Genomic DNA, 23656 nt, shown 5'->3' on the forward strand with positions numbered 1-23656 from the left:
TAAAAAAAGCTAGTCCTGATAGTTATGACAGGACTAGCGTTTCTTATTAGTTAGAGTAGATTGTTGCAAAGTAAGGTGCTTGACCATGTCGGAAATAGGTTAACAGATAGCCATTTTTTTGTACAATTTTGCCATTTGCAAACTCTTGGTAATCAAGAGCATGAGGGATAATCAAGGTATGCTTAAACAACTCTTTTTCAGTTAACTTAAAGTTAGCAAATTCCTCGCCTGCGATAGCTGGATCTTCTCGTAAAGCGTGATAAAGGGCTTTTTGTTGCTCTTCTGTAGGACGCTCATTCCACCATAGCTTCCGTGGTTGGAACTGCTGAGCCATTAAGTAATCAAGCTGCATTAAACTCTGGACAATGTTTAAATTCACATCATCAATCGTTTCTAAAAACATTAATAAACGACGGAATAAATCCTCTAGCTGATGACCAATACGAGACCAACCTTTTGTTTCCCAATATGTTCCGAAGTTTTGGAAGAAATCAAATGGTGTATCAAAGACCTCTGTAACCAAGTATTCAATCGTATGATTCATACGGTGATCATTCCAATACTTTTCAAGAACATCCTCTGCATGCTTAATACGGACGATATCATCAAATGTTAGAACATTATTTGAAAAGATTTCGTAAGGAGATAGATCCACATAGGTATAGCCAAACTTCTCGGCTTCTAATCGAAGTCCTGTGCCGCGTAAAAGTTTCAAAAATCCAAGCTGTAATTCCTCTGGCCGCATTGCAAAGACATCATTAAATGTTTGACGAAAACTAGCGTAATCTTCCTCTGGTAAACCTGCAATTAAATCTAAATGTTGATCTATTTTTCCGCCATCTTTCACCATAGTAACTGTTCGCTTTAGTTTTTCAAAGTTTTGACGACGTTTTACAAGAGTATTTGTTAAATCGTTCGTAGATTGAACACCTATTTCGAATCGGAACAAACCTTTTGGTGCATTATCATTTAAGAATTGAATGACTTCAGGGCGCATTATATCAGCCGTGATTTCAAACTGGAATACAACACCTGGTTTGTGTTCATCAATTAAAAATTGGAACATTTCCATTGCGTAGCTACGACTGATGTTGAAGGTGCGATCTACAAATTTAATTGTTCGAGCTCCGTTATCCATTAAGAAACGAATATCCTCTTTTATTTTTTCACGGTTAAAGTATCGGACGCCAACTTCAATAGAAGATAAACAAAATTGGCAGCTAAATGGGCAGCCTCGGCTTGTTTCGATATATTGAATTCGCTTACCTAGATAGGGCAGATCCTCCTCAAAACGAAAAGGACTTGGTAATTCGCGCAAATCAATTTTAGGTGGCATAGCGTGAATCTTGACTTTCTCGTCCTCTAAATAACAAATACCAGGAACATCTTCTAACAATATTTCACCGTGGAAATAGCGCAGTAATTGTTTAAATGAAGTTTCTCCTTCACCCATCACAATGAAGTCTACCTCAGGTATTCGACGTAACCAATGGTGACAATCATAAGAAACCTCAGGTCCCCCGAGCAGAATTTTAACATTTGGACAGACAGTTTTTAACATCTTGATAACGTGAATTGTTTCTTCGATGTTCCAGATATAGCAACTAAATCCAACGATATCAGGTTTTTTTTGGAATAAATCTGATACAATATTAAAAGCAGGGTCTTTAATAGTATACTCTGCTATAATTGGATTAAACTCCGGTAAAGCTGCGCCTTTTAAATAGCGCAATGCTAAATTTGTGTGAATATACTTTGCATTCAAAGTAGTTAAAATAGTATTCATGCAATAATCTTCCTTTCAACATCCTATTGTATCAGTCAAGTATCTGACATACAATATAATTCTTTTTACCTATTTATTTTGTGAACGGTTCGTGAAATAATTTAAAATACTTAAATTTACTAAATTTTGTAATAATAGAATCGTGCTGTCATAAAGTATAGTAAAGGCTCAAAATTCGATTTTAGAGGTTTTTTACTCTTTTGAAAGGTTCGGTGAGAAAGTTGAAGCAAAATGATATTAATCAATGTTTTGGAAATCTTATGAAAAGTACTTCGTCACCAACACTTATACTCAATAAAGCAGGGAAAATTTTAAACGTCAATGAGGCTGCTATCAATCTTTTCAATCTTAATTTAACCTATATTGGCTATTTAGCTATGGACGAGCCATCTAATTTTAAATGGACTAAGTTCGTCAAACAGTTACAAAATGATTTACGTTCAGAGGAAATTTTCAATATTCGCACAGTTGGAAATGACTACGAAATGTTATCTTTCAAATGCTTTTATGATCCTAATACAGAGGAAATTGTTGCGCAAATTTCAACATTAAATGATGATGTTGCCCATAAATTATATGTTAGCCAAGCACATGAGAGAGCGCAATCTTTTAATGCCTACGATTACTTACCTTATGCTGTTATTGTTAGTGACGCTAGTGGTATTATTCTTGGGCTAAATAAATATGCGGAAATGTTTCTGAAAGTTGAAAATTCGCAGCTTCTTCATAAAGCGCATCAGCATATATTTGATTCATTTACATTGAAAAAAGGGCAAATTACAACCTACCTTTCTAAGTTAATGGGTGAAAAACATGCAAGCATTCATGTAGTCGATGAAACACAAGTAAGCAGAACTTGCTATTATGAAATTTCAAGTATTTTTGATGAATACAATAATATTATTGTCACTGTGATTAATGATGAAACAGAGAAAAAGCAACTTCAACATAAAGTTGAGCATCAGCAAGCATTAAACGTTGTGGGACAGATGGCAGCGAGTATTGCACATGAAATTCGTAACCCATTAACTTCTTTAAAGGGTTTTACTGAATTACTAAAATTAAATGCTGATGATGAATCACGCATGTATCTCTCTGTTATTGACAGTGAGCTTCAACGGATGGAACAAATCTTATCCGAATTATTAGTTTTGTCTAAGCCAACAACGATGAAAGTGGAATTATTAGAACTGGATCATATTGTAAAGCAAGTCATTGAGTTTATGCTACCAGATGCACTCATGAAAAATATTATGATTCAGTATATTTCAACCTCTAATCAAGTCTATATTGGCGGCAACGAGAATCGACTAAAGCAAGTGCTGATGAATTTAATTAAAAATGCAATGGAATCCATGAATAATGGTGGTACGATTACCGTCGAAATGGCAACAAATGACTGTGCGATTGTCGAACTTATGATAAAAGATGAAGGTGTTGGCATGGACAGCACGACACTTCAAAACCTATTCCAGCCTTTTTACACGACAAAATCAACAGGGACAGGACTGGGCCTTGCTTTCGTGAAAAAGGTGATTGAAGAACATGAAGGAGTAATTGGCGTTAGTAGTGAACTACAGAAGGGGACATGCTTCCATCTGCAGTTTCCAATTTACACATTCAATCAGATGGATACAATGGAAGTATCCACAAAAGATTCTGCTTATTTAGTAACATAAAGAAAGTAAAAATGGTTGCATAATGAACAACAAAACCTTCTAAATCATATATTGCTTTTGACAATGCTTTTCTAATGTCGCTATAATGTCATGTATAAAGAGCGAAGTGAGAGGAAAAGAATATGCCGTCAGAAGATCTAAAACAATCTTTAAAATTATATATTGTATTATCACGTGCACTAAAAGCAATTAATGAAACAACACATCAATTATTTCAGGATAATGGTTTAAACCCAACTGAATTTGCTGTTCTAGAACTTCTCTATCATAAAGGAAGACAGCCATTACAGCAAATTGGCAATAAAATTTTGTTAGCCAGTGGGTCTATTACGTATGTCATTGATAAGCTAGAGAAGAGAGGTTACTTATTACGAGTATCTTGTCCTGCTGATCGTCGTGTTACGTATGCAGAAATCACCCCTGAAGGTGAAGCTTTTATGGGAGAGCTGTTCCCAAAACACGAACAGCATTTGCATGAATTAATGAGTGTACTATCCCCAGAAGAAAAAGAACAAGCTATTACGTTATTGAAGAAAATTGGCCTTTCTATAAAGGACCTATCTTATTAAAAAAGTTGTCTCATTGATTTGAGACAACTTTTTTGTGATCAAATAGAAGGACGATAGACTATGTCTATCGTCCTTAGCATTTTATTATTTTTTAGATATAGTTGCTGCCATATTAAGCATAGCATCTGTTAAATCTTGTTCATCATTATCATGAATAGTTAATTTTGTAATGAGACCATCTTTCTCAAGGACAACCCCAATTACTTTCTCAGTGTCGAAGTCCACAACATAACCCTCGATATTTTGAACATCTTTAAATGCTGCTAATTCCTCAGCAGTTAGAGCTACTGTTTCACCAACTGCGTTCATATAATCTTGCATAGTTGTTTTTACTTCTTCAAAGCTCGATTGTGAAGCTTCAATTGTTTCAATACGCATAAACACTTCGTCATCATCATTGGACACTAACATGTCTTTACCAGGCTCTTCTTGTGTCAGTGTAAAACCAGGAAGCTGTTGTAGTTTATAGCTTTGATCAACACTTGCTGATTCAGTTGCCTTTTCAGTTTTATCTACACCATTTTGAACGTATTTTACATCTTGTTGAGGCTGTTTAGAAGCATCCTCTGTATTTGTATCATTTGATGCAGGTGTATCTTCTTCTTCCTCATTTGATTCACCTGCTGTATCATCTCCAGATGGTTTTTGATCGGCAGCAGTATTTGATGGCTCATTTTGTTGAGCATCTGAATCCCCTGTTTTATCAGATGTATTACAACCTACAACTAATACGGCTGTTAGTAATAATGCAAGAATAGAAACTAATTTTTTTTGCATAAAAAACCCTCCTTTTCTAAATTAAACGTTAGTAAAGATAAAATGTTTCCAAATATTAATGTTATGATGTTAACGGCAACACTAAAAATAATAATAGTACAAAAACGACATGAGCTACAATAACAAGTGGCATACTTTTACGCCATTCATATAAGAAGCCCCAAATAATGCTTGTTACCAATGCAGCAATGACACCAAGCATAAATCCGCTAAGGGCAATTGATACAGCACATAATACTGCGGTAACTATGACAGCCAGCGGTGGGCGCATAAAACGTTTTAACTGTTGTTGGATATAACCACGCCAAAATAATTCTTCACCTATGGCAACGATAAATACGAGTAAAACATAGTGCCAAATATTTTGTGGTCCGTAGCTTGCTAAAAATTTTTGAACGGATTGTACTAAGTTATTATTAATATATGGAGCGAGCCAGTAACCAAAGCGAATAATACCATATGTGATGGTACCGTATCCAATACCAAAGAGTAAAAATTGCCATGTAGGTAATTGATCTTCAATGGAGCCAGCTAAGATGGCAATGGCAATACATACTAGTAGAGTGAATGCATACATGTACCAAAATACAGCTTGGTTAGCAAAGGTAAAAGCAAGCATACCATAAACGAATAATAAAGAAAGGAGAAATAGTATTGTTTGTTTCGAATTTGTTAGCATATTCGACCTCCATACCTTAATCTTATCAAAAAAATAGTCCCTTATCATCTATTAAGACAAAAAGGGACTATTCAGACTATTAAGCTTCATTAGTATATAAAATTTTATATCGTTTATGATTGACGACCGTTTTTTCTTCAATTTCAAGGGAATCAAAATTCTCCATATATGTTAAATTAACGATCACCGAATTTTCATTTACCTTTTCTACAATACCTTGGAGACCATTTTTAAACTCGATAATATTTCCAACTTCAGCTATTTTCACAGACAGTCAGCTCCTTCATCGACTAATAATATACAGTTTGCATGAAAAATTGGTAAACGTAAAGCTTTTTTTAAATAATTCATAATTTATTACACAAATGAGGCAAAGAGAGGAATAAAGTTCATGGAAAAATACGAAAATATGCTTAAACAATTACAAAATGGGGAAAGAAAAAGTATTGAAATTCAAAAGGAAGAATTTTACGAATTTCGTGAAATTCTTGTAAAACACCCATTATTTAAACATTATAGAGGTGAGGCCAAGCAAAATGGGCGAATTATCTATACTTATACTGAAACACCTAGAAGTTAATTTGTCGAACATTGTCGTAAGTTAATGCTGTAAGAAATGAAATATAAATGTATAATAATGGTATGATTATTTGTGTGTGGAGGGTTGTATGAATGGTCAATCTACTCTTGAAACAAATGGAACAAACTCGTGAGATGATGATTCGCTCAGGTGTAGAAAACGGGTTACAAAATGCAAAAACCATTCAACTGAGTCGCAGATTAGATCAGTTAATGAATACTTATTATAGACAGATGGCATTTGAAGAAGAAAAAGATCAAGAAGACTAAAAAAGATTGTTCCAGTATTCAGAGTAAAAAACATTTTAACATATATGTTTAAAATGCATTTCAATGGGGAATAACTTACTATGAACACAGCAACATTCTCATTTCCCCCTTTAGAGCAGTGATCCCCCAATCACTTGCTCTCTTTTTTTTGCTTATTCGGTATATATGCCCTACATATAAATTTTAGTACAAGTTGTGGGAAGAGTTTGAATTATTTCATTCCTTCACCTAAACTGAAAAGATATAGAGTTGGACTCTCACGGAGAGTACAGAAATTCTAGAACAAAGGAGCATGTACATATGACAAAGAAACGTATTGCATTTATTGGAACTGGAGTAATGGGTGCTAGTATTATTAAGCATTTACTAAAAAATGGTCATGAAGTAACCGTCTATACCCGTACGCAAGAAAAAGCAGAGCCTCTTGTTGCCTTAGGGGCGTCATGGGCAAGCTCACCTGCTGAAGCATTTAAAAATCATGAAATTGCCTTTACAATGGTTGGCTATCCTTCAGATGTAGAGGAAGTATATTTTGGGGAAAATGGCCTCTTCCAAACAGCAGAACAAGGCAATATTGTCATTGATATGACGACTTCAGAGCCATCTTTAGCAAAGAAAATTTATATGTATTCTCAATCTATCGGTGTAGAGGCTTTAGATGCCCCTGTTTCAGGTGGGGATATTGGTGCTCAAAATGGCACTTTGTCTATCATGATTGGTGGCGATCAGGTCACATACGACAAGGTATTGCCAATTATGAAGCAATTTGGAGAAAATATAATTTATCAGGGTGAAGCAGGAGCTGGGCAGCATGCAAAGATGTGCAATCAAATTGTTATTGCCTCTGGTATGATTGGCGTGTGTGAATCACTAGCTTATGGACTAAAGGCAGGATTAGATTTACCTACCGTATTACAATCGATTTCTTCAGGTGCAGCAGGTTCATGGTCTTTAAGCAATTTAGCCCCACGTATGATAAAAGAAGATTTTGCACCAGGTTTTTATATTAAACATTTTGTAAAGGATATGAAAATAGCTTTAGACGAGTCAAACAAAATGGGCATAACATTACCAGGACTTGCATTAGCCTATGAAATGTATGAGAAATTAATCGCAGCAGGCTATGGTGATAATGGTACACAAGCACTCTTAAAGTATTATAAATAATTCGCGATGGGATTCTGAATAGGAAACCTGAAGGCTCCTTAAATGGGAGATCTTCAGGTTTTTTTTGTTTTACTCTTTCCCGAAAAGTTGAGAATCCAGTGAGAAGCTGGATGCGCCTGCGAGAGTAAAGTAAAGAGCTATTGCACCTAAAGCTAAATCTAATTCATAACCAGCCAATCCATCTGCCCCGATAAAGCCGATGCTAAGTTTTGCTGTAAAGATCGCCACAATCATTGTAATGGTTAATAAAGCACCAAATATTCTTGTTGCTAAACCTAAAATAATTGCAATTCCACCAACTAATTCAATAATTGCCACGATATACGCCATAAATCCTGGTATACCTAGGCTATCAAAGAATTCAGCTGTATAGCTAATGCCACCTTGAAATTTTTGAAAACCATGCACTGCAAAAATAACGCCTAGAACGATACGTAAAATTGTTGAACCAATATTTTGCATAATAAAGTAACTCCTTATCTTTTTTTGCTTACAATTCGTAACTTAGTTTATTTTTAAAAACAACTTTTGTCAAGTAACTTAATGTATTTTTAGAACAAGTTTTTTTAAAAAGTGATATACTCTTAAATAGGAACTAATATACAAAGGGGGGAAGTCATTTGGATCAAAAAAATATTTGTCCGCGATTTGAAAAAGCACTCATGATATTAAATCATCGTTGGAATACGCTACTTATTTATCAGCTATTAGATGGTCCGCAAAGGTATTCGACCATTAAAAATCAGTTGAATATTAGTAGTCGTGTATTAACAGAACGTTTAAAGGAGTTAGAGACTGAGCAAATAGTGCTACGTACAGTAATTCCATCAACACCAGTTGTCATTGAGTATGAACTTACAGAAAAGGGTTATGCTATTGCACCTGTGCTAAAAGCGATTGAGCAATGGTCCTCTGAATGGGTAACCATAGATATAGAATGATAAAAAGGTATTCAAGCGAGGGGCTTGAATACCTTTTTTGGTTTTACACAGAAAATAAGCGTTCAATTATCGACCATTTGGCAGTTATTTTTCAGTGAATTTACTGTTATATTGTAAATAATATTAATTTTCTTTAAAAAAAGGTATTTTTTATTTCAGAGAGAAATTAATTGTTTATTATAGAGAATGGAGAGGAGGGTTTTATGAAGAAGAGTACAGCTATAGACGTACAACATCGAAGTCAATTAGCCATTTATTTATCATTACCGATACTTTCATGGGCATTTTATGATTTTGCGAATACAATTTTTTCTTCAAATATAAATACAATATTTTTTCCCTTTTACATGGATGAGGTTTTAGGAACAAATGAAGTCATGCAACAAGTTGCGAGCACCTTTATATCTTATGCAAATGCCATTGCAAGCTTGTTGCTCGTTATCTTTTCACCCCTTTTCGGTGTGTGGATTGATAACACAGGTTATAAAAAGAGATTTATTGTATGGTTTGCATCCATATCTATTCTATTTACATTTATGATGGGAATATTTGCTAATGTACAAACCACTGTCAATTACTCTGGTGTGCCTCTTAGTTTATTTTTGGTAGTTGCAAGTTTTGTCATAGCAAAATTTTTCTTTAATTCAAGTTTAGTATTTTACGATTCTATGATGGGTGATCTAGGGACAAAAGAAGAGATGCCACTCATTTCAGGGTATGGTGTTGCAATCGGGTATCTTGGTACACTTTTTGGATTACTTGTTTACTTGTATGTTGGTAACAGCGATTTTCATCGAGCGTTTATCCCAACAGCCATTCTGTATCTACTCTTTTCATTGCCATTATTCTTAATTAATAAAGATACACCGATCCCAAAGTCCCAACGAAAGTCCTTAAAGTTTTTAGATGGTTATAAAGAAATCATTCAAACATTTAAAGATATGAAGCAATATAAAGCAATCTTTACCTTTATGATTGCTTATTTCTTTCTAAATGATGCCATTGCTACAACGATTGCTATGATGGCTGTTTATGCGACAACGATTGTTGGCTTTAGTTCTGGACAATTTATCGTACTTTATTTGGTCTCTACTGTCTCAACAATCATTGGGTCACTTGCCTTTGGGTATATTACGAAATCAATAGGCGCTAAACGTGCCATTACAATTGTTGCACTTATTATGATTGTTGCTTTGGTATTCGCTGTTTTTGCTTCAGCACAATGGATGTTCTGGCTTGCTGGTAGTCTATTTGGTATATCACTTGGCTCAATGTGGGTGACATCTCGGACATATATTATTGAATTATCACCGAACGAAAAACGTGGACAATTTTTTGGGTTGTTTGCTTTTTCAGGTAAAGTATCCTCCATTATTGGTCCAGCTATATATGGAACTGTTACATTATGGATGAAGGATTATGGTACTATTGCTAGTCGTGTAGCATTATCAACGTTGATCGTTATGACTGTCGTTGGTCTATTGGTACATCTAAAAGTTAATGATAAAAATGGAAATAGCAAGTAGGAGAAATGTATTGCCTATGATACAATTGAATTATAAACAGATGTAGAGAAAGGAGCGGGGTTGCATTGGAACATAAAGGAATATTATTAGAAAGTGGCACAAATGAGCTAGAGATTGTTGAATTTGAAGTAGCAAACAATAAGTTTGGCATCAATGTTATTAAAGTAAAAGAAATTATTCAACCGATCCCAGTAACGTTTATCCCACACGCGCACCCGCATGTAGAAGGAATCATTCAATTAAGAGGTGAGGTATTACCTGTTGTAGATATGCTACGAGTATTAGGAATTCAAGGTGCTGAGCGTAATCCACAACAAAAATATATTGTCGCAGAATTTAATAAACAACGTGTCGTTTTCCATGTAGATAATGTAACACAAATTCATCGTATTTCTTGGAATCAAATCGAAAAGCCTTCAGATATGTATCAAGGGGGTACATCACAAGTAATTGGTGTGATTAAACAGAATGAGCAAATGATTCTATTACTAGATTTCGAAAGAATTATGGTGGATATCAATCCTGCATCAGGAATTAGTGTGGAATCTGTTAAAAAGCTCGGTAAACGTGAGCGATCTGGAAAGCGAATTTTAATTGCAGAAGATTCACCCTTATTACGTAAATTACTGTTTGATACTATGAGTGAAGCTGGTTATGACAATGTTGAATTCTTTGAAAATGGCCGCGATGCTTATGAATACTTAGAGGGAATTGCAAAGAGTGGTAGTGACATAGCAGAGCATATTCAATTGGTGGTAACGGATATTGAAATGCCACAAATGGATGGCCATCATTTAACACGAAAAATCAAAGAGCATCCCGATCTTCAAAAGCTTCCTGTTATCATTTTTTCAAGTCTAATTACAGATGACCTTCGTCATAAAGGTGATCAAGTAGGGGCTGAGGATCAAATAAGTAAGCCAGAAATTGCAGAGCTCATTTTACGTGTTGACCAACTTATTCTGTAATCACCATGGCTTACATGATACTTCTCAATTTTAATAATGGGTATCCTGCAAGTATAAATAAATGAAAGTAAAGTCGGATGCCTTAATTAAGAGGGTCCGATTTTTTTGTATATGTCCAAATATTATGAACAAAATAAATGGTAGATGCTTGAAGGATGTGATTATTTGAATGAATTAAAAACAGCTATTATTGATATCGGCTCCAATACTATACGATTAGTATTATATCAATATGATAATGAAGAGGGACTTCGTGAGCTTGGAAATATTAAGACGGTAGCACGTTTGCGTACATATTTACAGCCCTCAGGAGAGATGTCTGATGAAGGTATTCAAGTGTTATCAGAAACTTTATTAACATTTAAAGCCATGCTTGAGGATTTTGAAGTAACAGATGTAAAAGCTGCTGCGACTGCGGCTATTCGACAAGCCACTAATCGAGACAAAATTATAGAGGAAATGAAAGAACGGACTGGTATCCAAATAGAGCTTTTATCAGAAGAGGAAGAGGCCTATTTTGGCTACGTTGCTGTTGCTTACTCCATGGGTACAAAATCGGCCGTAACAATCGATATCGGTGGTGGTAGTACCGAAATTACGCTGTTTGAAAATAAAGAAATTCAGCAATCACATAGTTTCCCTTTTGGGACAGTTTCTTTAAAGCAACGTTTTGTAAAAGGTGACATTATCAATAGTAGTGAGAAAAAAGAGCTTCTTGCCTTTGTCAAAGAGCAGTTCCAAACACTCCCTTGGATAAAAAATGTTGCTCTACCTATTATCGCAATTGGTGGTAGTGCACGTAATATTGCTCAAATACATCAACAAAAGCATGATTATCCTATTGCCAGCGTACATGGTTATGAAATGACAAAGGAAAATTTGGATGATTTAAGCTTATTTTTAGGGCAATTAAGCTTTCAGGAATTGAAACAATTGGATGGTCTCTCATCTGACCGTGCAGATATCATTGTTCCTGCATTAGAGGTATTTAGAGTGTTGATGGAGGTAGTTGGTAGTGAGACCTTCCAACTGACAAAGCGAGGTTTACGTGAGGGACTCATTATTCAACGGATTTTGCAAACAGATACAAAGGCGTTTGATAAATATAATGTATTTGAAGGAAATGCTAGAAGATTAGCACGTCAGTATGGTCGGAGTGAAGTGGAAGTAGATTATTTAATGCATTTAGCAGACCAATTGTATCGTGAATGTTGTCATTTAGGCTACTTGCAATATCATCCAGAAGATTTGCATTTATTAGCAAAAGCGGCGAAGGTTTTTAATATAGGAGAGTATATCGAATTAAGCTCTTCAAGCCAACATACTTTTTATTTAATTGCGAATCAATCCATTGATGGTTTAAATCATTTAGAACGAGTAAAACTAGCACTTCTTGCCTCCTATAAAAATAAAGATTATTTCGAACGATTTGCTGCCCCATTTGCTACATGGATGAGTCGGGAGGAACATCGTAAAATAAGAGATTTCGGAGCGTTATTAAAATTTGTCTATGCATTAAATGTTTCAAAACGCAATATAGTACATGCTATTGAAATGCACACCGAAGAAGATCATGTTCAGCTTAATATTTATGTAAAAAAGAATGCTGCGGCTGAAAAGTATCAAGCCAATCGACATAGAAAGCATTTAGAACGTGCATTAAAAATCCCAATGAAGATCAATTTTATTGAAGAAGGGTGGAACAATGGATGACAACTGAAGTAACGAAAAACGAGCTACATGGGGAAGAGTTCTCCGAAAACTACAATCTATTGTTAGAGGAAATTGCAAAGCCTCAATATTATAATAATCGTGAATTAAGCTGGCTTGCCTTTAATGAACGCGTGCTAGAGGAAGCAGAGGATATTAATAATCCTCTGCTCGAGCGTTTAAAATTTTTAGCTATATTTAGTTCCAATCTAGATGAATTTTTTATGGTTCGTGTTGCAGGCTTACAGGACCAGGTACGTGCTGGTTTTCATAAGCCCGAAAACAAATCTGGCTTAACGCCGAAGGAACAGTTGGCCAAAATAGCAGAACGCACACAAGCATTAGTGCGTCGACAAACTGAGGTGTATAGACATTTAATCTATGATTTACTCCCTCAACATAATGTACATATTGCGGACATGAAAGATTTAAATAGCAAGCAAAAATCATTTATCAATGAAATGTTTGCAGAAACTATCTTCCCTGTTTTAACCCCTGTTGCAGTGGATGCATATCGTCCTTTCCCAACCTTGCTTGGTAAAACTTTGAATTTACTAGTGCTGTTAGAGCAGGATGAGTCAGATCTTGAAAGTCGTGAAAAAGTGGCGATTGTCCAGGTTCCATCTGTGTTAGATCGCTATATAAAAGTACCGTCCGAAGAAGGTAAGACAGTTGTAGTTTTATTGGAGGATGTGATAGTAGCGCATATTGAAAAGCTGTTTTATGGCTATAGCGTAAAATCAGCACAAGCCTTCCGCTTAACAAGAAATGCAGATTTAACTATCCATGAAGAAGGGGCTCGAGATCTTCTCGTGGAGATCGAAAAAGAGCTGAAAAAGCGAAAATGGGGAGTAGGAAGCCGTTTAGAAGTTCGAGTTGGAGAAATGAACGAGGAAGTGCTGCAATACTTACTAGATGAATTCGAAATAGAAGAATCGGATGTATTCCATATTGATGGTCCTTTGGATTTAACGTTTATGTTCTCTTTTGTGAAAGGTATTTCAGTAGGTCGTGAGCATTTAGAATATGAAAGCTTTATCCCACAGCCACCTTTAGATTTACAGTCTGACGAAAATATTTTTGAAAAAGCACTTCAACAGGATATATTTTTCCATCATCCATATGAATCTTTTGCCCCTATTGTTGATTTTATTTCTGAGGCCGCTGTCAACCCGAATGTGTTGGCTATAAAACAGACATTATATCGAGTAAGCGGAAATTCACCGATTATTCAAGCGTTAAAGCTTGCCGCTGAAAATGGTAAACAAGTAACGGTATTAGTGGAGCTAAAGGCTCGCTTCGATGAAGAAAACAATGTGCACTGGGCAAAACAATTAGAACAAGCAGGTTGTCTTGTGATCTATGGGATGAATAATTTAAAAACGCACTCAAAAATCACGCTAGTCGTAAGTCGTCGTAACGGCAAAATTGAACGTTTTGTCCATTTGGGTACAGGAAATTATAATGATGCAACTGCAAAAATTTATACGGATATGGGCATAATAACGACAGATAAAGAGTTTGGCATTGATGCGACAAATTTCTTTAACTACTTAAGTGGCTATACAGAAAAGCCTACCTTTAATCATTTAGTCGTTGCACCATTTGATATACGCGATGAGTTTATTCGGTTAATGGATGAGGAAATTGCCTGTCATAAAAAATATGGAAATGGTTTTATTCGTGCAAAAATGAATTCATTGACAGACAAAGATTTAATGATGAAGCTTTATGAGGCATCGATTGCGGGTGTAAAGGTCGAGCTTATTATTCGTGGTATATGCTGTATTAGACCAGGAATCCCAGGTATTAGTGAGAACATTACGGTAACAAGTATTGTTGGTCGTTTCCTTGAACATTCTCGTATTTATTGGTTCCATCATAATGGGGAAAATAAAGTATATTTATCCTCTGCAGATATGATGACACGCAATATGATTAAACGTGTAGAAATTTTATTCCCTGTATATGCAAGTGAAGCAAAAACTCGTATTATTGACATAATGAATGCACAATTAATGGATACTGCCAAAGCCCGTATTCAAGACTCTAATGGTAAGTATCATTATAAAGAGTTTGATCGTAGCGAAGATCCATTAAATAGCCAGGAAATTTTCTTGAAGGATGCATTAAAGCCTACGCTAGACGAAGAATAGAGCAAACACGCTACTTAGTGAGGGATAGAATGAAAAAATGTAGAGAAAATGTAGCGCCATTTGCAGAATATCAACAGCTCATGCAACTGAATCCATTTGATGCAATCATTTGTTTGAGACAAGTTGATAAGACAGTGTTTGAGGTCGTTGAATTTAATGAAAAGCTATCGTCAATGATTGAGCTGCAGGATATAACAGCCAAAAACGCTGAGAACTTTTTTACTAAGCAATGCTGGCTGCAATTGTCGGGATTTCTAATTGAAGAAATCAATAAACAGCATACTCTAAAATTAGGTAACGGTCTTCAAGAGAAAACATTTATGCTTCATGTTCAGCACTTTTCTGAATCAATAGTTGCCATTATTCTTCGAGCGACATCATTTGAAGAAAATCCCTATTTACAGTTCATTGAACAACATATAAGTCCAGTGTTAACGACAGATTTACAAGGTCGAATAATTCATCAAAATATTGCTGCTACTGCTACACTATCGAGAGAGCAGCACAGTCTAATTGGACTAGATATTTTTTCATTACTCGAAAGTAAATATCTCAATGAGTTTAAACTATTATTTACCAAAACAATCGAAGGTTCAGCGTTTGGCATGCCTAAATGCTTATTGAAAGGTGATTTACTAAGCAAAGAGCCCTTTTATTTAAGAACGCATCCAACCTATTATAATGGTGAGGTTGTGGGTGTCCACCTATTTGTTAAAGATGCTAATTCATTTATGAATGATCATGAAGCATTCTATTACCTAGCACTAATGGATGAATTAACAGGTATTTGGAATCGAAAAGCTTTTAAGGAGCATTGGCTACAGCATTTAAATGATAAAAAGCAAGAGCATAAGCAAGCCGCTCTTATTTTAGTTGACATTGACCGTTTTAAAAAGTTTAATGAATCCCTTGGCGAGAGCAAGGGAGATGATTTGATGCGTATGTTTAGTCATAGGTTACGGGAGCTTTGCTACTCAAAGTGTTCGCTATATCGATATAATAGTGATGAGTTTATTTTTGTGCTAAAAGATGCAACCATCCAAAAAATTGAACGAACTGCAAACTTGATTATGGACGTATTAAAACAGCCATTTATGATAGATGGACAGGAATATTTTATTAGCGTATCGATTGGGATTTCACTTAGCCCAGCAGATGGTAAAGATATCGAGACACTTGTACGGAAAGCAGATAAAGCTTTATTTTCTGTTAAAGAACATGGTCGTTCACATTATCGCTACTACCGTGAAGATATGACGGCCATTTTTCCAAACGAAGCATTAATGGAGGCACATTTACGTCGAGCAATTGAATTTAATGAGCTAAGTCTTCATCTACAACCGCAAATGGATTTAGCAAATAATAGCATCAATAGCTTTGAAGCATTATTACGATGGAATAACCGTAAATTTGGTTTTGTATCACCAGCACAATTTATTCCTATTGCGGAAGCCTCAGGGTTGATTATTGAAATCGGTGATTGGATTATTGATGAGGTATGTCGTTACCAAAAAGAATGGCAATCGAAAGGATATCGTCCTGTACGGATTGCAGTCAATATATCCCCAAAACAGTTTAGAAAAGAAAATTTTGCCCGAAAAATTAAAACAGCTTTAAAGAAATATGGTGTACCGCCTGAATTATTAGAAGTAGAAATTACCGAAAGTTCCATGACAAATGTACATGAAACATTTTCGATTCTTACAGAACTGAAGCAATTAGGTGTTTATGTGTCTGTGGATGACTTTGGGACAGGCTATTCCTCATTAAGTTATCTCAAGCGTTATCCGATTGATATTATTAAAATTGATCAGTCATTTATTGCAGATATAGCAAAGGATGACAAAAATGAAGCCATCATAAAAGCCATTATTTCGATGTCTCATAATTTAGGATTAGAGGTCATTGCTGAGGGAATTGAAGAACCAATACAAGTTGATTTTCTCAAACGCCATCGTTGTCAAAAAGGGCAAGGCTATTTGTATAATAAACCATTACCAGTTGAAACGATTGTACAACAATATTTTGTAAGCTAGAAAACGGGTAGCACTTTCATCACAAAATAGATGAAGTGCTACTTTTTTATTTGCCGTTTTTAAGACCGTTTAAGACAATTGCTGTGAATTGCGCCATTTCAGAGGCTAGGTCAAAGTCTTCACTATGTATCAACCAATCATAGACATTCGCACGCATACAGCGCTGAATAAGTGTTTGTATGGTAGCAGCAGAAACATCTTGTCTAAATTCCCCATGTTGAATTCCTTCCTCGATATATGTATTCATTATCTGAAAAATCTTACGTTGTGGATTGATTAAATAATGATCCTGTTCTACTTGGTTTGTCATAGCAGCCGTATATACTGTACGTAATAAATCCTTTCCCACAATATTGGTTAAATATCTCATTTGCTCTTGATACACTAAGAGTATTTTTTCACTTGCTGGTAATGTGGGATCAATATTTTTTTCAACTGTACGATAAAAATTATCAAGCTCCTTAAATTTTTCTAAAATAACATCATATTTAGATGGGAAATGTGTATAAAATGTACCCTTTGAAACATTACATGCCTTTGTAATTTGTTCAACAGAAACATGTTCATAACCATGCTTGTTAAATAAATCTAAAGAAGTTTTCAATAATTTTTCACGTGTTTCTAATGCCTTTTTCTGTCTGCTTGTGAGTGTTTCCATTGGTAGCTAATACCTCCTATATTAAATATTGTAAAATATCTTTTGTAAAAAATATTCTGAAAATATTAATTTTTTAATTGACGAGATGGATTTCGATTGATTATGATTTAAATGACCGAAGTCAATGACTGCGGTCAATGATATTATCTCGTTACTAATGTTACTTTAAAAAATGAAAGTTGGCTAGTATCTCATCAAGTTTTCTGTTGTATTTTCAAGGAATGGGGAGGTCACAATGAAGAAAAAATTGGGTTTTATTGGCTTAGGGAATATGGGTTTACCGATGGCTATTAACTTATTAAGAGCAGATTATCAGGTATATGGTTTCGATACGAATGCGGAAGCAATGGAACAATTCGCAGCAGCAGGGGGTTTCGGCCTTGAGACAGCTATGGATATTGCGAAACAATGTGATGTTATTATGACAAGCTTGCCTACCCCTCAGGTTGTAGAATTGGTTTATCGATCAGAGCAAGGAATTTTACAACATGCAAAGAAAGGGTGCCTACTGATTGATTTTAGTACTGTTAATCCCGAATTGAATGATACGTTACATACAGAAGCTATAGCTTTGGGATTACGTTATTTGGGAGCGCCTGTCAGTGGGGGTGTCATAGGGGCTATCAATGCGACATTAACTATTATGGTTGGTGGTGGCACAGATGATTATATAAGTGCTGGTGAAATATTCAGAATAGTCGGTAAAAATATTTATCATTTGGGCACATCTTCAAGTATAGGAACGCGAATTAAATTACTCAATAACTTAATGATTGGCTTTTACACAGAGGCAGTCGCTGAAACGATTGTACTTGGCGAAAAAATGGGTATTCAGGCAGACACGCTCTATGAAGTATTAAATAATAGTTATGGGCAAAGCCGTATTTATGAACGTAATTATTTGGAATATATGAAAAATGATAATTATGAGCCGGGCTTTTCGACAAATCTACTATTAAAAGATTTGAAGTTAGCTAAGGAAATGGCGGATGAAGCAGGCGTATCGCTGCGAATCGGCGAAAAGTTAGTGGATCTTTATAGTGAAATTGCTCAGCAGGGCTATGGAGAAAAAGATATGTCTGCAGCTTATTTAAGTTTAAAAGAAAAATGTAAACTAGAACAATTTTAAGAGGAGGAAATGGATATGACAACGACACAAGAGGTTAAAACATTAACACATTTTATTGGTGGCAAATTGGTTGAAGGAAAAAGTGGCCGATTCGGTTCGGTATTTAACCCAACAACAGGTGAAGTCATTGCTAAGGTACCCCTTGCAACAGTAGAGGAAACACAAGATGCAATCGAGCAAGCTCAAGCAGCATTTCCGGTTTGGCGTGATACATCAGTGGCTAAGCGGGCAGAAATTGTATTAAAGTTCCGTAACCTTATCACTGAAAATATGGAAGAGCTATTACAAATCATTTGTACTGAAAGCGGTAAAACGATTGAAGATGCCAAAGGTGAGATTACACGAGGACTTGAATCTGTTGACTTAGCCATTGGTGCGCCACATTTAATGAAAGGAGAATACTCCGTAAATGTTGGAGGCCAAATAAATGCTTATTCTGCAAAATATCCATTAGGGGTTGTGGCAGCAATTTCTCCATTTAATTTCCCCATCATGGTGCCTCTAGCACAAACGAGTATGGCCATTGCTGTAGGAAATGCGGTTATTTTAAAGGCATCTGAGCGTGTGCCAATGACTTCATTATATGTTAGTGAGCTTTGGAAGAAGGCGGGATTGCCTGATGGTATTTGGACAGTAATCAATGGTGATAAAGATGCGGTCAATGAACTTTTAGAAAACCCAACTGTGCAAGCGATTTCATTTGTTGGATCAACACCAGTAGCTAAATATATTTATGAAACAGGATCAAAGTACGGTAAACGTGTAACGGCTCTTGGTGGTGGTAAAAACAATATGGTCGTGATGCCAGATGCGGATCTGGAACAGGTTGCTAATGCCTTTATTGGTGCAGCTTATGGAGCAGCATCCCAACGTTGCATGGCAATATCTACTATCATGCCTGTAGGAAAGGATACTGCTGATCGCCTAGTGGATATTCTTAAGGAAAAAATTTCTAATCTGAAAGTAGGCCCATATACAAACCCTGATTCAGATTTTGGCCCTGTTATTTCTCAGCAATCAAAAGAAGCAATTCTTACTGCAATTGATCGAGGGGAAGCCGAAGGAGCTTCAGTAATTTGTGACGGACGAGAACTTGATATTGTCAAAGAGTCTAAAGGGTTTTATGTAGGGCCTACATTATTAGATCATGTAAAGCCAGGCATGGAAGTTTACGAGCAAGAAATATTTGGTCCAGCTCGCAATGTTGTTCGTGTAGATTCCTTAGAGGAAGCTATTACACTTATCAATAAGCATGAGCTAGGTAATGGTGTCACAATCTTTACGAATGATGGATTAGCAGCTCGAAAATTTACAACAGAAATTGATGTTGGCATGGTTGGTGTCAATGTACCAATTCCAATTCCTGTTGGCTACCATAACTTTGCAGGCTTTAAAGGATCTCGTTTTGGCGAGGGGCATATGTTTGGCCCAGATCAAGCACGATTCTTTACAAAAACTAAGACAATTTCAGAGCGTTGGATGGCTGGCAATGCCTCCTCAGCATCCACGTTTGCATTCCCAAGCAATAACGACTAATAAAACCTAGAGCTGTAGAGTTATACAGCTCTTTTTCTAAAAAAGGGGATGGGTGGGGTGTAAATGTTAGAGTATATTGGTCTTTTTGGTAGTTTAGCATTATTAGTTTATTTAACAATGAAGGGTGTAAATCTACTTATTTCAGCACCGTTAACTGCGCTGTTAGCAGCCTTAACAAACGGTCTTGCATTTTTTCCTCAAACAGCTGATAAAGATCAAGCCAACTTTCTAACGAGCTATATGGATGGATTCACCGGATTTGTTGGTTCATGGTATTTAATGTTCATGGCGGGCGCCATTTTCGGCAAAGTCATGGAGGACACAGGCGCTGCAGATAGTGTCTCTAAATGGATTGTAGAAAAAATAGGGGTGAAATATGCCACATATGCTGTAGTTTTAGCTGCAGCAGTACTCACATATGGTGGTGTTTCAGTTTTTATCGTAGCCTTTTCAGTTTATCCAATGGCTATTAGTTTATTTAAACAAGCAAACTTTCCACGACGTTTTATTCCTGCTGCACTGGGCCTAGGTTCTGTCACATTTACGATGACATCAGCAGGCTCACCTGAGATTCAAAATTGGATACCAATTCCATATCTTGGTACAACTCCATATGCAGGTTGGCAAGTTAGTATTGTCGTGGCTATTTTTATGGCCGTTGGTGGCTCGCTTTGGCTGAATTGGATGATTAAACGCGCTGTTAACAATGGGGAAATTTTCATTGAGCGCTCCACCGATCCAGTAGCTGATGAAACAAGAAAGCTTCCGAGTCCCCTTTTGAGTCTCATACCATTATTAGTTGTTTTAGTCATTTCTTATATTTTCCACGATTCACTTGGAACCTCTGCTTTAATTGTAGCCTTAACTAGTGGCTGTATCGTTGCTTATTTAGTGAGTTACAAATATGCAAAGTCAGTTGGCGCAACATTAGCAGCAGGTGCAATGGGTGCTATTATTGCCATTGCAAATACGGCGGCTGTTGTCGGCTTTGGCGGGGTAGTAAAAGCAACACCATCCTTTGTTGCAACTGTTGATGTAATGACCAATATCCCTGGCAGTCCGCTGATTGGAGGAGCCTTAGCAATTGCGGTTATTGCTGGTTTAACAGGTTCAGCATCAGGGGGACAAACAATTGCTATGCCCTTACTAGCACCGCATTATATCGAGATGGGTGTAGATACAGAGGCGTTGCATCGGACAATCGCTATAGCATCTGGTTCCCTAGATTCATTGCCGCACGGAGGATATGTTGTGACAACCATCAATTCAGTATGTAATGAAAAGCATAAGGATGCATATATGCCATTTGGAGCTTTGACGGTTATTATCCCTATCATAGGTACAATACTTGCAATCATATTATTCTCATTAGGGATGTAGGAGGGATGAAGTATGCAAGGAAAAACGGTTTTTATTACAGGGGCAGCTCGTGGTATTGGTCTTGCTATGGCACAAGCATTTGCTGAGCAAGGGGCTAATGTTGTGATATCAGATAAAAATGAACAGCTTCTTGAGGAAGCCGTCGCACAATACCCCTCTTTAACTTCCTATATATGTGATGTGACAGAAGAACAAGCCATAAGAGAAGCCATTGATTTTACGATTAATAAATTCTCAACATTAGATATTTTAATCAATAATGCAGGATTTCAACATGTGTCACTTATTGAGGATTTTAAGACAGAAATTTTTGAGTCAATGCAAAAAGTGATGGTCGTTGCTCCCTTTGTGGCGATGAAGTATGCGTTACCACATATGAAGAAAAATCAATTTGGTCGTATTATCAATATGGCCTCCATCAATGGCGTCATTGGGTTAGCTGGGAAGGCAGGATATAATGCAGCAAAGCATGGTGTGATTGGGCTTACTAAGGTAACGGCACTAGAGGTGGCGACAGAGGGAATTACGGTAAATGCTATTTGTCCAGGGTATGTTGACACGGAATTAGTACGTAATCAGTTTATGGACTTAGCACAGACACGGGGAATTCAAGTGGAAGAAGTTCTTGAACAAGTGTTATATCCACTTGTACCGCAAAAACGTTTACTTGATGTCTCTGAAATTACAGGACTTGCTTTATATTTAGCAAGTGATGTAGCAAAGGGGTTAACCGGCCAGGCCATTCTATTAGATGGTGGCTATACAGCTCAATAGCTTAGGAGGGAAAATATGATTCAAACAAAAACCATCTTTACTGTCCATTCACCAGGAACGATTGTATATGGTCGAGATTCATTTGAAGAAGTAGGAGAGTATGCGAAAAAACTAGGTTCAAAGGCATTAATTGTTAGTGATCCAATTATGGACAGTTTAGGCTTTATCAAGAAATGCCATACACTGTTAAAGACCCAAGGGATAGACGTCGTTTCATATATAGGGGTGACAACTGAGCCAGATGATACGTATGTAGCAGAGGGATTGCAGCTTTTGCAGAAAGAAAACTGTGATGTCATTATTTCTGTTGGTGGTGGTAGCTGTATTGATACGGCGAAGGCGATTGCAGTAGTGGCTACAAATGGCGGCTACATAGGAGATTATATGAAAATGGCAAAGGTTGCAGCTGAAGCACCAATTCCACACATTGCGATACCAACAACAGCAGGTACAGGCTCTGAAGCAACAGATGCCACTGTTATTACCAATACAAAAAGTGATGTGAAAATGATGATTAAGCAACCAGCTTTTATGCCCACTATAGCGATTGTTGATCCTATTTTAACCATTACCTCACCTCCAGCAATTACCGCAGCAACTGGAATAGATGCATTGAGCCATGCCATTGAGAGCTATTTATCGCGTTTAGCTCATCCTTATTCGAATGTGCTCGCCTTATCTGCTATGGAATTAATTGTGAATAACATCATAAGGGTTTATGAACATGGAGATAATGTTGATGCTAGGGAAGCGATGTCATTGGGTTCGATGCAGGCAGGGCTGTCATTTTCTAATGCTTCTGTTGCCCTTGTACATGGAATGTCCCGTCCGATTGGGGCACTTTTCCACGTACCGCATGGCATCTCCAATGCGATGCTTTTACCAGCTGTACTAGATTATTCAAAAGACGCTTGTATAGAACGATTGGCAGATTTAGGACAATTTTTTAATAAAACAAAAGAACGTCTATCGCAAGAGGAGCTTGCTCAGCTTGCTATTACGTCCATTAAAGATATGTGTAAGTATATGAAAATTGGCAATTTAAAGCAGTGGGGAATCGAGGAGCATGCTTATTATCAGGCTATTCCTAAAATGGCTGAGGATGCACTTGCAAGTGGGAGCCCTGGTAACAATCCGAAGATACCAACTTTAGAAGAGTTAATGGAGCTATATAAAATTGCCTATACGTATGAGTTTTAATGATATTGGAGAGCTATTCATTGAATGAATGGCTCTTTTATATTTTTTTAGAAAATAAACTCGCATTCTATAGAATTAATATGACATATTCGAGAATATATAGTAAACTTTTAGTGAATCACCATTCATTTTTAAC

At 36.4% G+C, this 23656-nt stretch carries 22 protein-coding genes; 16 read left to right on the plus strand and 6 right to left on the minus strand.

The window, feature by feature from the left end; translation table 11 throughout:
* Positions 1-46 precede the first annotated feature (46 nt).
* A complete protein-coding gene (locus NYE73_RS03875; protein WP_259951162.1) occupies positions 47-1786 on the minus strand; it encodes a B12-binding domain-containing radical SAM protein in 1740 nt (579 codons plus the stop codon).
* A gap of 260 nt (positions 1787-2046) precedes the next feature.
* Between NYE73_RS03875 and NYE73_RS03880 the strand changes: the two genes are divergently transcribed.
* Both NYE73_RS03880 and NYE73_RS03885 read left to right on the plus strand, forming a co-directional pair.
* Complete coding sequence (locus NYE73_RS03880; protein WP_231595608.1) at positions 2047-3465, plus strand: PAS domain-containing sensor histidine kinase; 1419 nt, start codon at positions 2047-2049, stop codon at positions 3463-3465.
* Positions 3466-3587: 122 nt separating this feature from the next.
* On the plus strand, positions 3588-4034 hold the full coding sequence (locus NYE73_RS03885) for a MarR family winged helix-turn-helix transcriptional regulator (protein WP_004224579.1): 447 nt from the start codon (positions 3588-3590) through the stop codon (positions 4032-4034).
* Between the two features lie 84 nt (positions 4035-4118).
* Here the strand turns inward: NYE73_RS03885 and NYE73_RS03890 are convergent, their stop codons facing one another.
* From NYE73_RS03890 to NYE73_RS03900, 3 genes are all read right to left on the minus strand, one after another.
* Positions 4119-4811, minus strand: a complete 693-nt coding sequence (locus NYE73_RS03890; protein WP_048391996.1) for a hypothetical protein — start codon at positions 4809-4811, stop codon at positions 4119-4121.
* 61 nt (positions 4812-4872) lie between these two features.
* Positions 4873-5490, minus strand: a complete 618-nt coding sequence (locus NYE73_RS03895) for a CPBP family intramembrane glutamic endopeptidase (protein ID WP_004224581.1) — start codon at positions 5488-5490, stop codon at positions 4873-4875.
* A 79-nt stretch (positions 5491-5569) separates the two neighbouring features.
* Positions 5570-5758 (minus strand): YkvS family protein, encoded by a 189-nt coding sequence (locus tag NYE73_RS03900; RefSeq protein ID WP_004224583.1) that lies wholly within the window; start codon positions 5756-5758, stop codon positions 5570-5572.
* A gap of 123 nt (positions 5759-5881) precedes the next feature.
* On the opposite strand from NYE73_RS03900, the gene NYE73_RS03905 reads away from it, so the two are divergent.
* The 3 genes from NYE73_RS03905 (at position 5882) to NYE73_RS03915 (ending at position 7506) form a co-directional block, all read left to right on the plus strand.
* A complete protein-coding gene (locus NYE73_RS03905) occupies positions 5882-6070 on the plus strand; it encodes a hypothetical protein (RefSeq protein WP_259951163.1) in 189 nt (62 codons plus the stop codon).
* Positions 6071-6162: 92 nt separating this feature from the next.
* Positions 6163-6339: an aspartyl-phosphate phosphatase Spo0E family protein gene (locus NYE73_RS03910; protein WP_004224595.1), complete on the plus strand. Its 177-nt coding sequence runs from the start codon at positions 6163-6165 to the stop codon at positions 6337-6339.
* A gap of 300 nt (positions 6340-6639) precedes the next feature.
* Positions 6640-7506 (plus strand): NAD(P)-dependent oxidoreductase, encoded by an 867-nt coding sequence (locus tag NYE73_RS03915; RefSeq protein WP_259951164.1) that lies wholly within the window; start codon positions 6640-6642, stop codon positions 7504-7506.
* A gap of 69 nt (positions 7507-7575) precedes the next feature.
* Here NYE73_RS03915 and NYE73_RS03920 read toward each other — a convergent pair whose 3' ends face one another.
* Entirely contained in the window at positions 7576-7968 is a 393-nt protein-coding gene (locus NYE73_RS03920; protein WP_259951165.1) for a DoxX family protein, read from the minus strand.
* Between the two features lie 158 nt (positions 7969-8126).
* Between NYE73_RS03920 and NYE73_RS03925 the strand changes: the two genes are divergently transcribed.
* The 6 genes from NYE73_RS03925 to NYE73_RS03950 all read left to right on the plus strand — a co-directional run bounded on the left by NYE73_RS03925 (position 8127) and on the right by NYE73_RS03950 (position 16843).
* A complete protein-coding gene (locus NYE73_RS03925; RefSeq protein WP_016992449.1) occupies positions 8127-8447 on the plus strand; it encodes a winged helix-turn-helix transcriptional regulator in 321 nt (106 codons plus the stop codon).
* A 203-nt stretch (positions 8448-8650) separates the two neighbouring features.
* Positions 8651-9973, plus strand: coding sequence for an MFS transporter (locus NYE73_RS03930; protein WP_054549808.1), 1323 nt, complete (start codon positions 8651-8653; stop codon positions 9971-9973).
* A gap of 65 nt (positions 9974-10038) precedes the next feature.
* Positions 10039-10941, plus strand: a complete 903-nt coding sequence (locus NYE73_RS03935; RefSeq protein ID WP_048391990.1) for a chemotaxis protein — start codon at positions 10039-10041, stop codon at positions 10939-10941.
* Between the two features lie 165 nt (positions 10942-11106).
* Entirely contained in the window at positions 11107-12654 is a 1548-nt protein-coding gene (locus tag NYE73_RS03940) for a Ppx/GppA family phosphatase (protein WP_048391989.1), read from the plus strand.
* Complete coding sequence (locus NYE73_RS03945; protein WP_048391988.1) at positions 12651-14807, plus strand: RNA degradosome polyphosphate kinase; 2157 nt, start codon at positions 12651-12653, stop codon at positions 14805-14807. Before NYE73_RS03940 ends, NYE73_RS03945 begins: the two co-directional genes overlap by 4 nt.
* 29 nt (positions 14808-14836) lie before the next feature.
* Positions 14837-16843, plus strand: coding sequence for a GGDEF and EAL domain-containing protein (locus NYE73_RS03950; protein WP_066037230.1), 2007 nt, complete (start codon positions 14837-14839; stop codon positions 16841-16843).
* 46 nt (positions 16844-16889) lie between these two features.
* Here the strand turns inward: NYE73_RS03950 and NYE73_RS03955 are convergent, their stop codons facing one another.
* On the minus strand, positions 16890-17501 hold the full coding sequence (locus NYE73_RS03955; protein ID WP_048391986.1) for a TetR/AcrR family transcriptional regulator: 612 nt from the start codon (positions 17499-17501) through the stop codon (positions 16890-16892).
* 235 nt (positions 17502-17736) lie between these two features.
* On the opposite strand from NYE73_RS03955, the gene NYE73_RS03960 reads away from it, so the two are divergent.
* The 5 genes from NYE73_RS03960 to NYE73_RS03980 all read left to right on the plus strand — a co-directional run bounded on the left by NYE73_RS03960 (position 17737) and on the right by NYE73_RS03980 (position 23520).
* Positions 17737-18630: an NAD(P)-dependent oxidoreductase gene (locus tag NYE73_RS03960; RefSeq protein WP_259951166.1), complete on the plus strand. Its 894-nt coding sequence runs from the start codon at positions 17737-17739 to the stop codon at positions 18628-18630.
* A 15-nt stretch (positions 18631-18645) separates the two neighbouring features.
* The gene (locus tag NYE73_RS03965; protein WP_259951167.1) at positions 18646-20166 is read left to right on the plus strand and encodes a CoA-acylating methylmalonate-semialdehyde dehydrogenase; all 1521 of its coding nucleotides are present in this window, start codon (positions 18646-18648) and stop codon (positions 20164-20166) included.
* 63 nt (positions 20167-20229) lie between these two features.
* Positions 20230-21546, plus strand: a complete 1317-nt coding sequence (locus NYE73_RS03970) for a GntP family permease (protein WP_054549811.1) — start codon at positions 20230-20232, stop codon at positions 21544-21546.
* Between the two features lie 12 nt (positions 21547-21558).
* Positions 21559-22320, plus strand: a complete 762-nt coding sequence (locus NYE73_RS03975) for a 3-hydroxybutyrate dehydrogenase (RefSeq protein ID WP_259951168.1) — start codon at positions 21559-21561, stop codon at positions 22318-22320.
* Positions 22321-22335: 15 nt separating this feature from the next.
* Positions 22336-23520, plus strand: a complete 1185-nt coding sequence (locus NYE73_RS03980) for an iron-containing alcohol dehydrogenase (protein WP_259951169.1) — start codon at positions 22336-22338, stop codon at positions 23518-23520.
* Positions 23521-23656: the final 136 nt, after the last annotated feature.

The organism is Lysinibacillus sp. FSL K6-0102, assembly GCF_038003545.1.
Taxonomy (GTDB): domain Bacteria; phylum Bacillota; class Bacilli; order Bacillales_A; family Planococcaceae; genus Lysinibacillus; species Lysinibacillus capsici.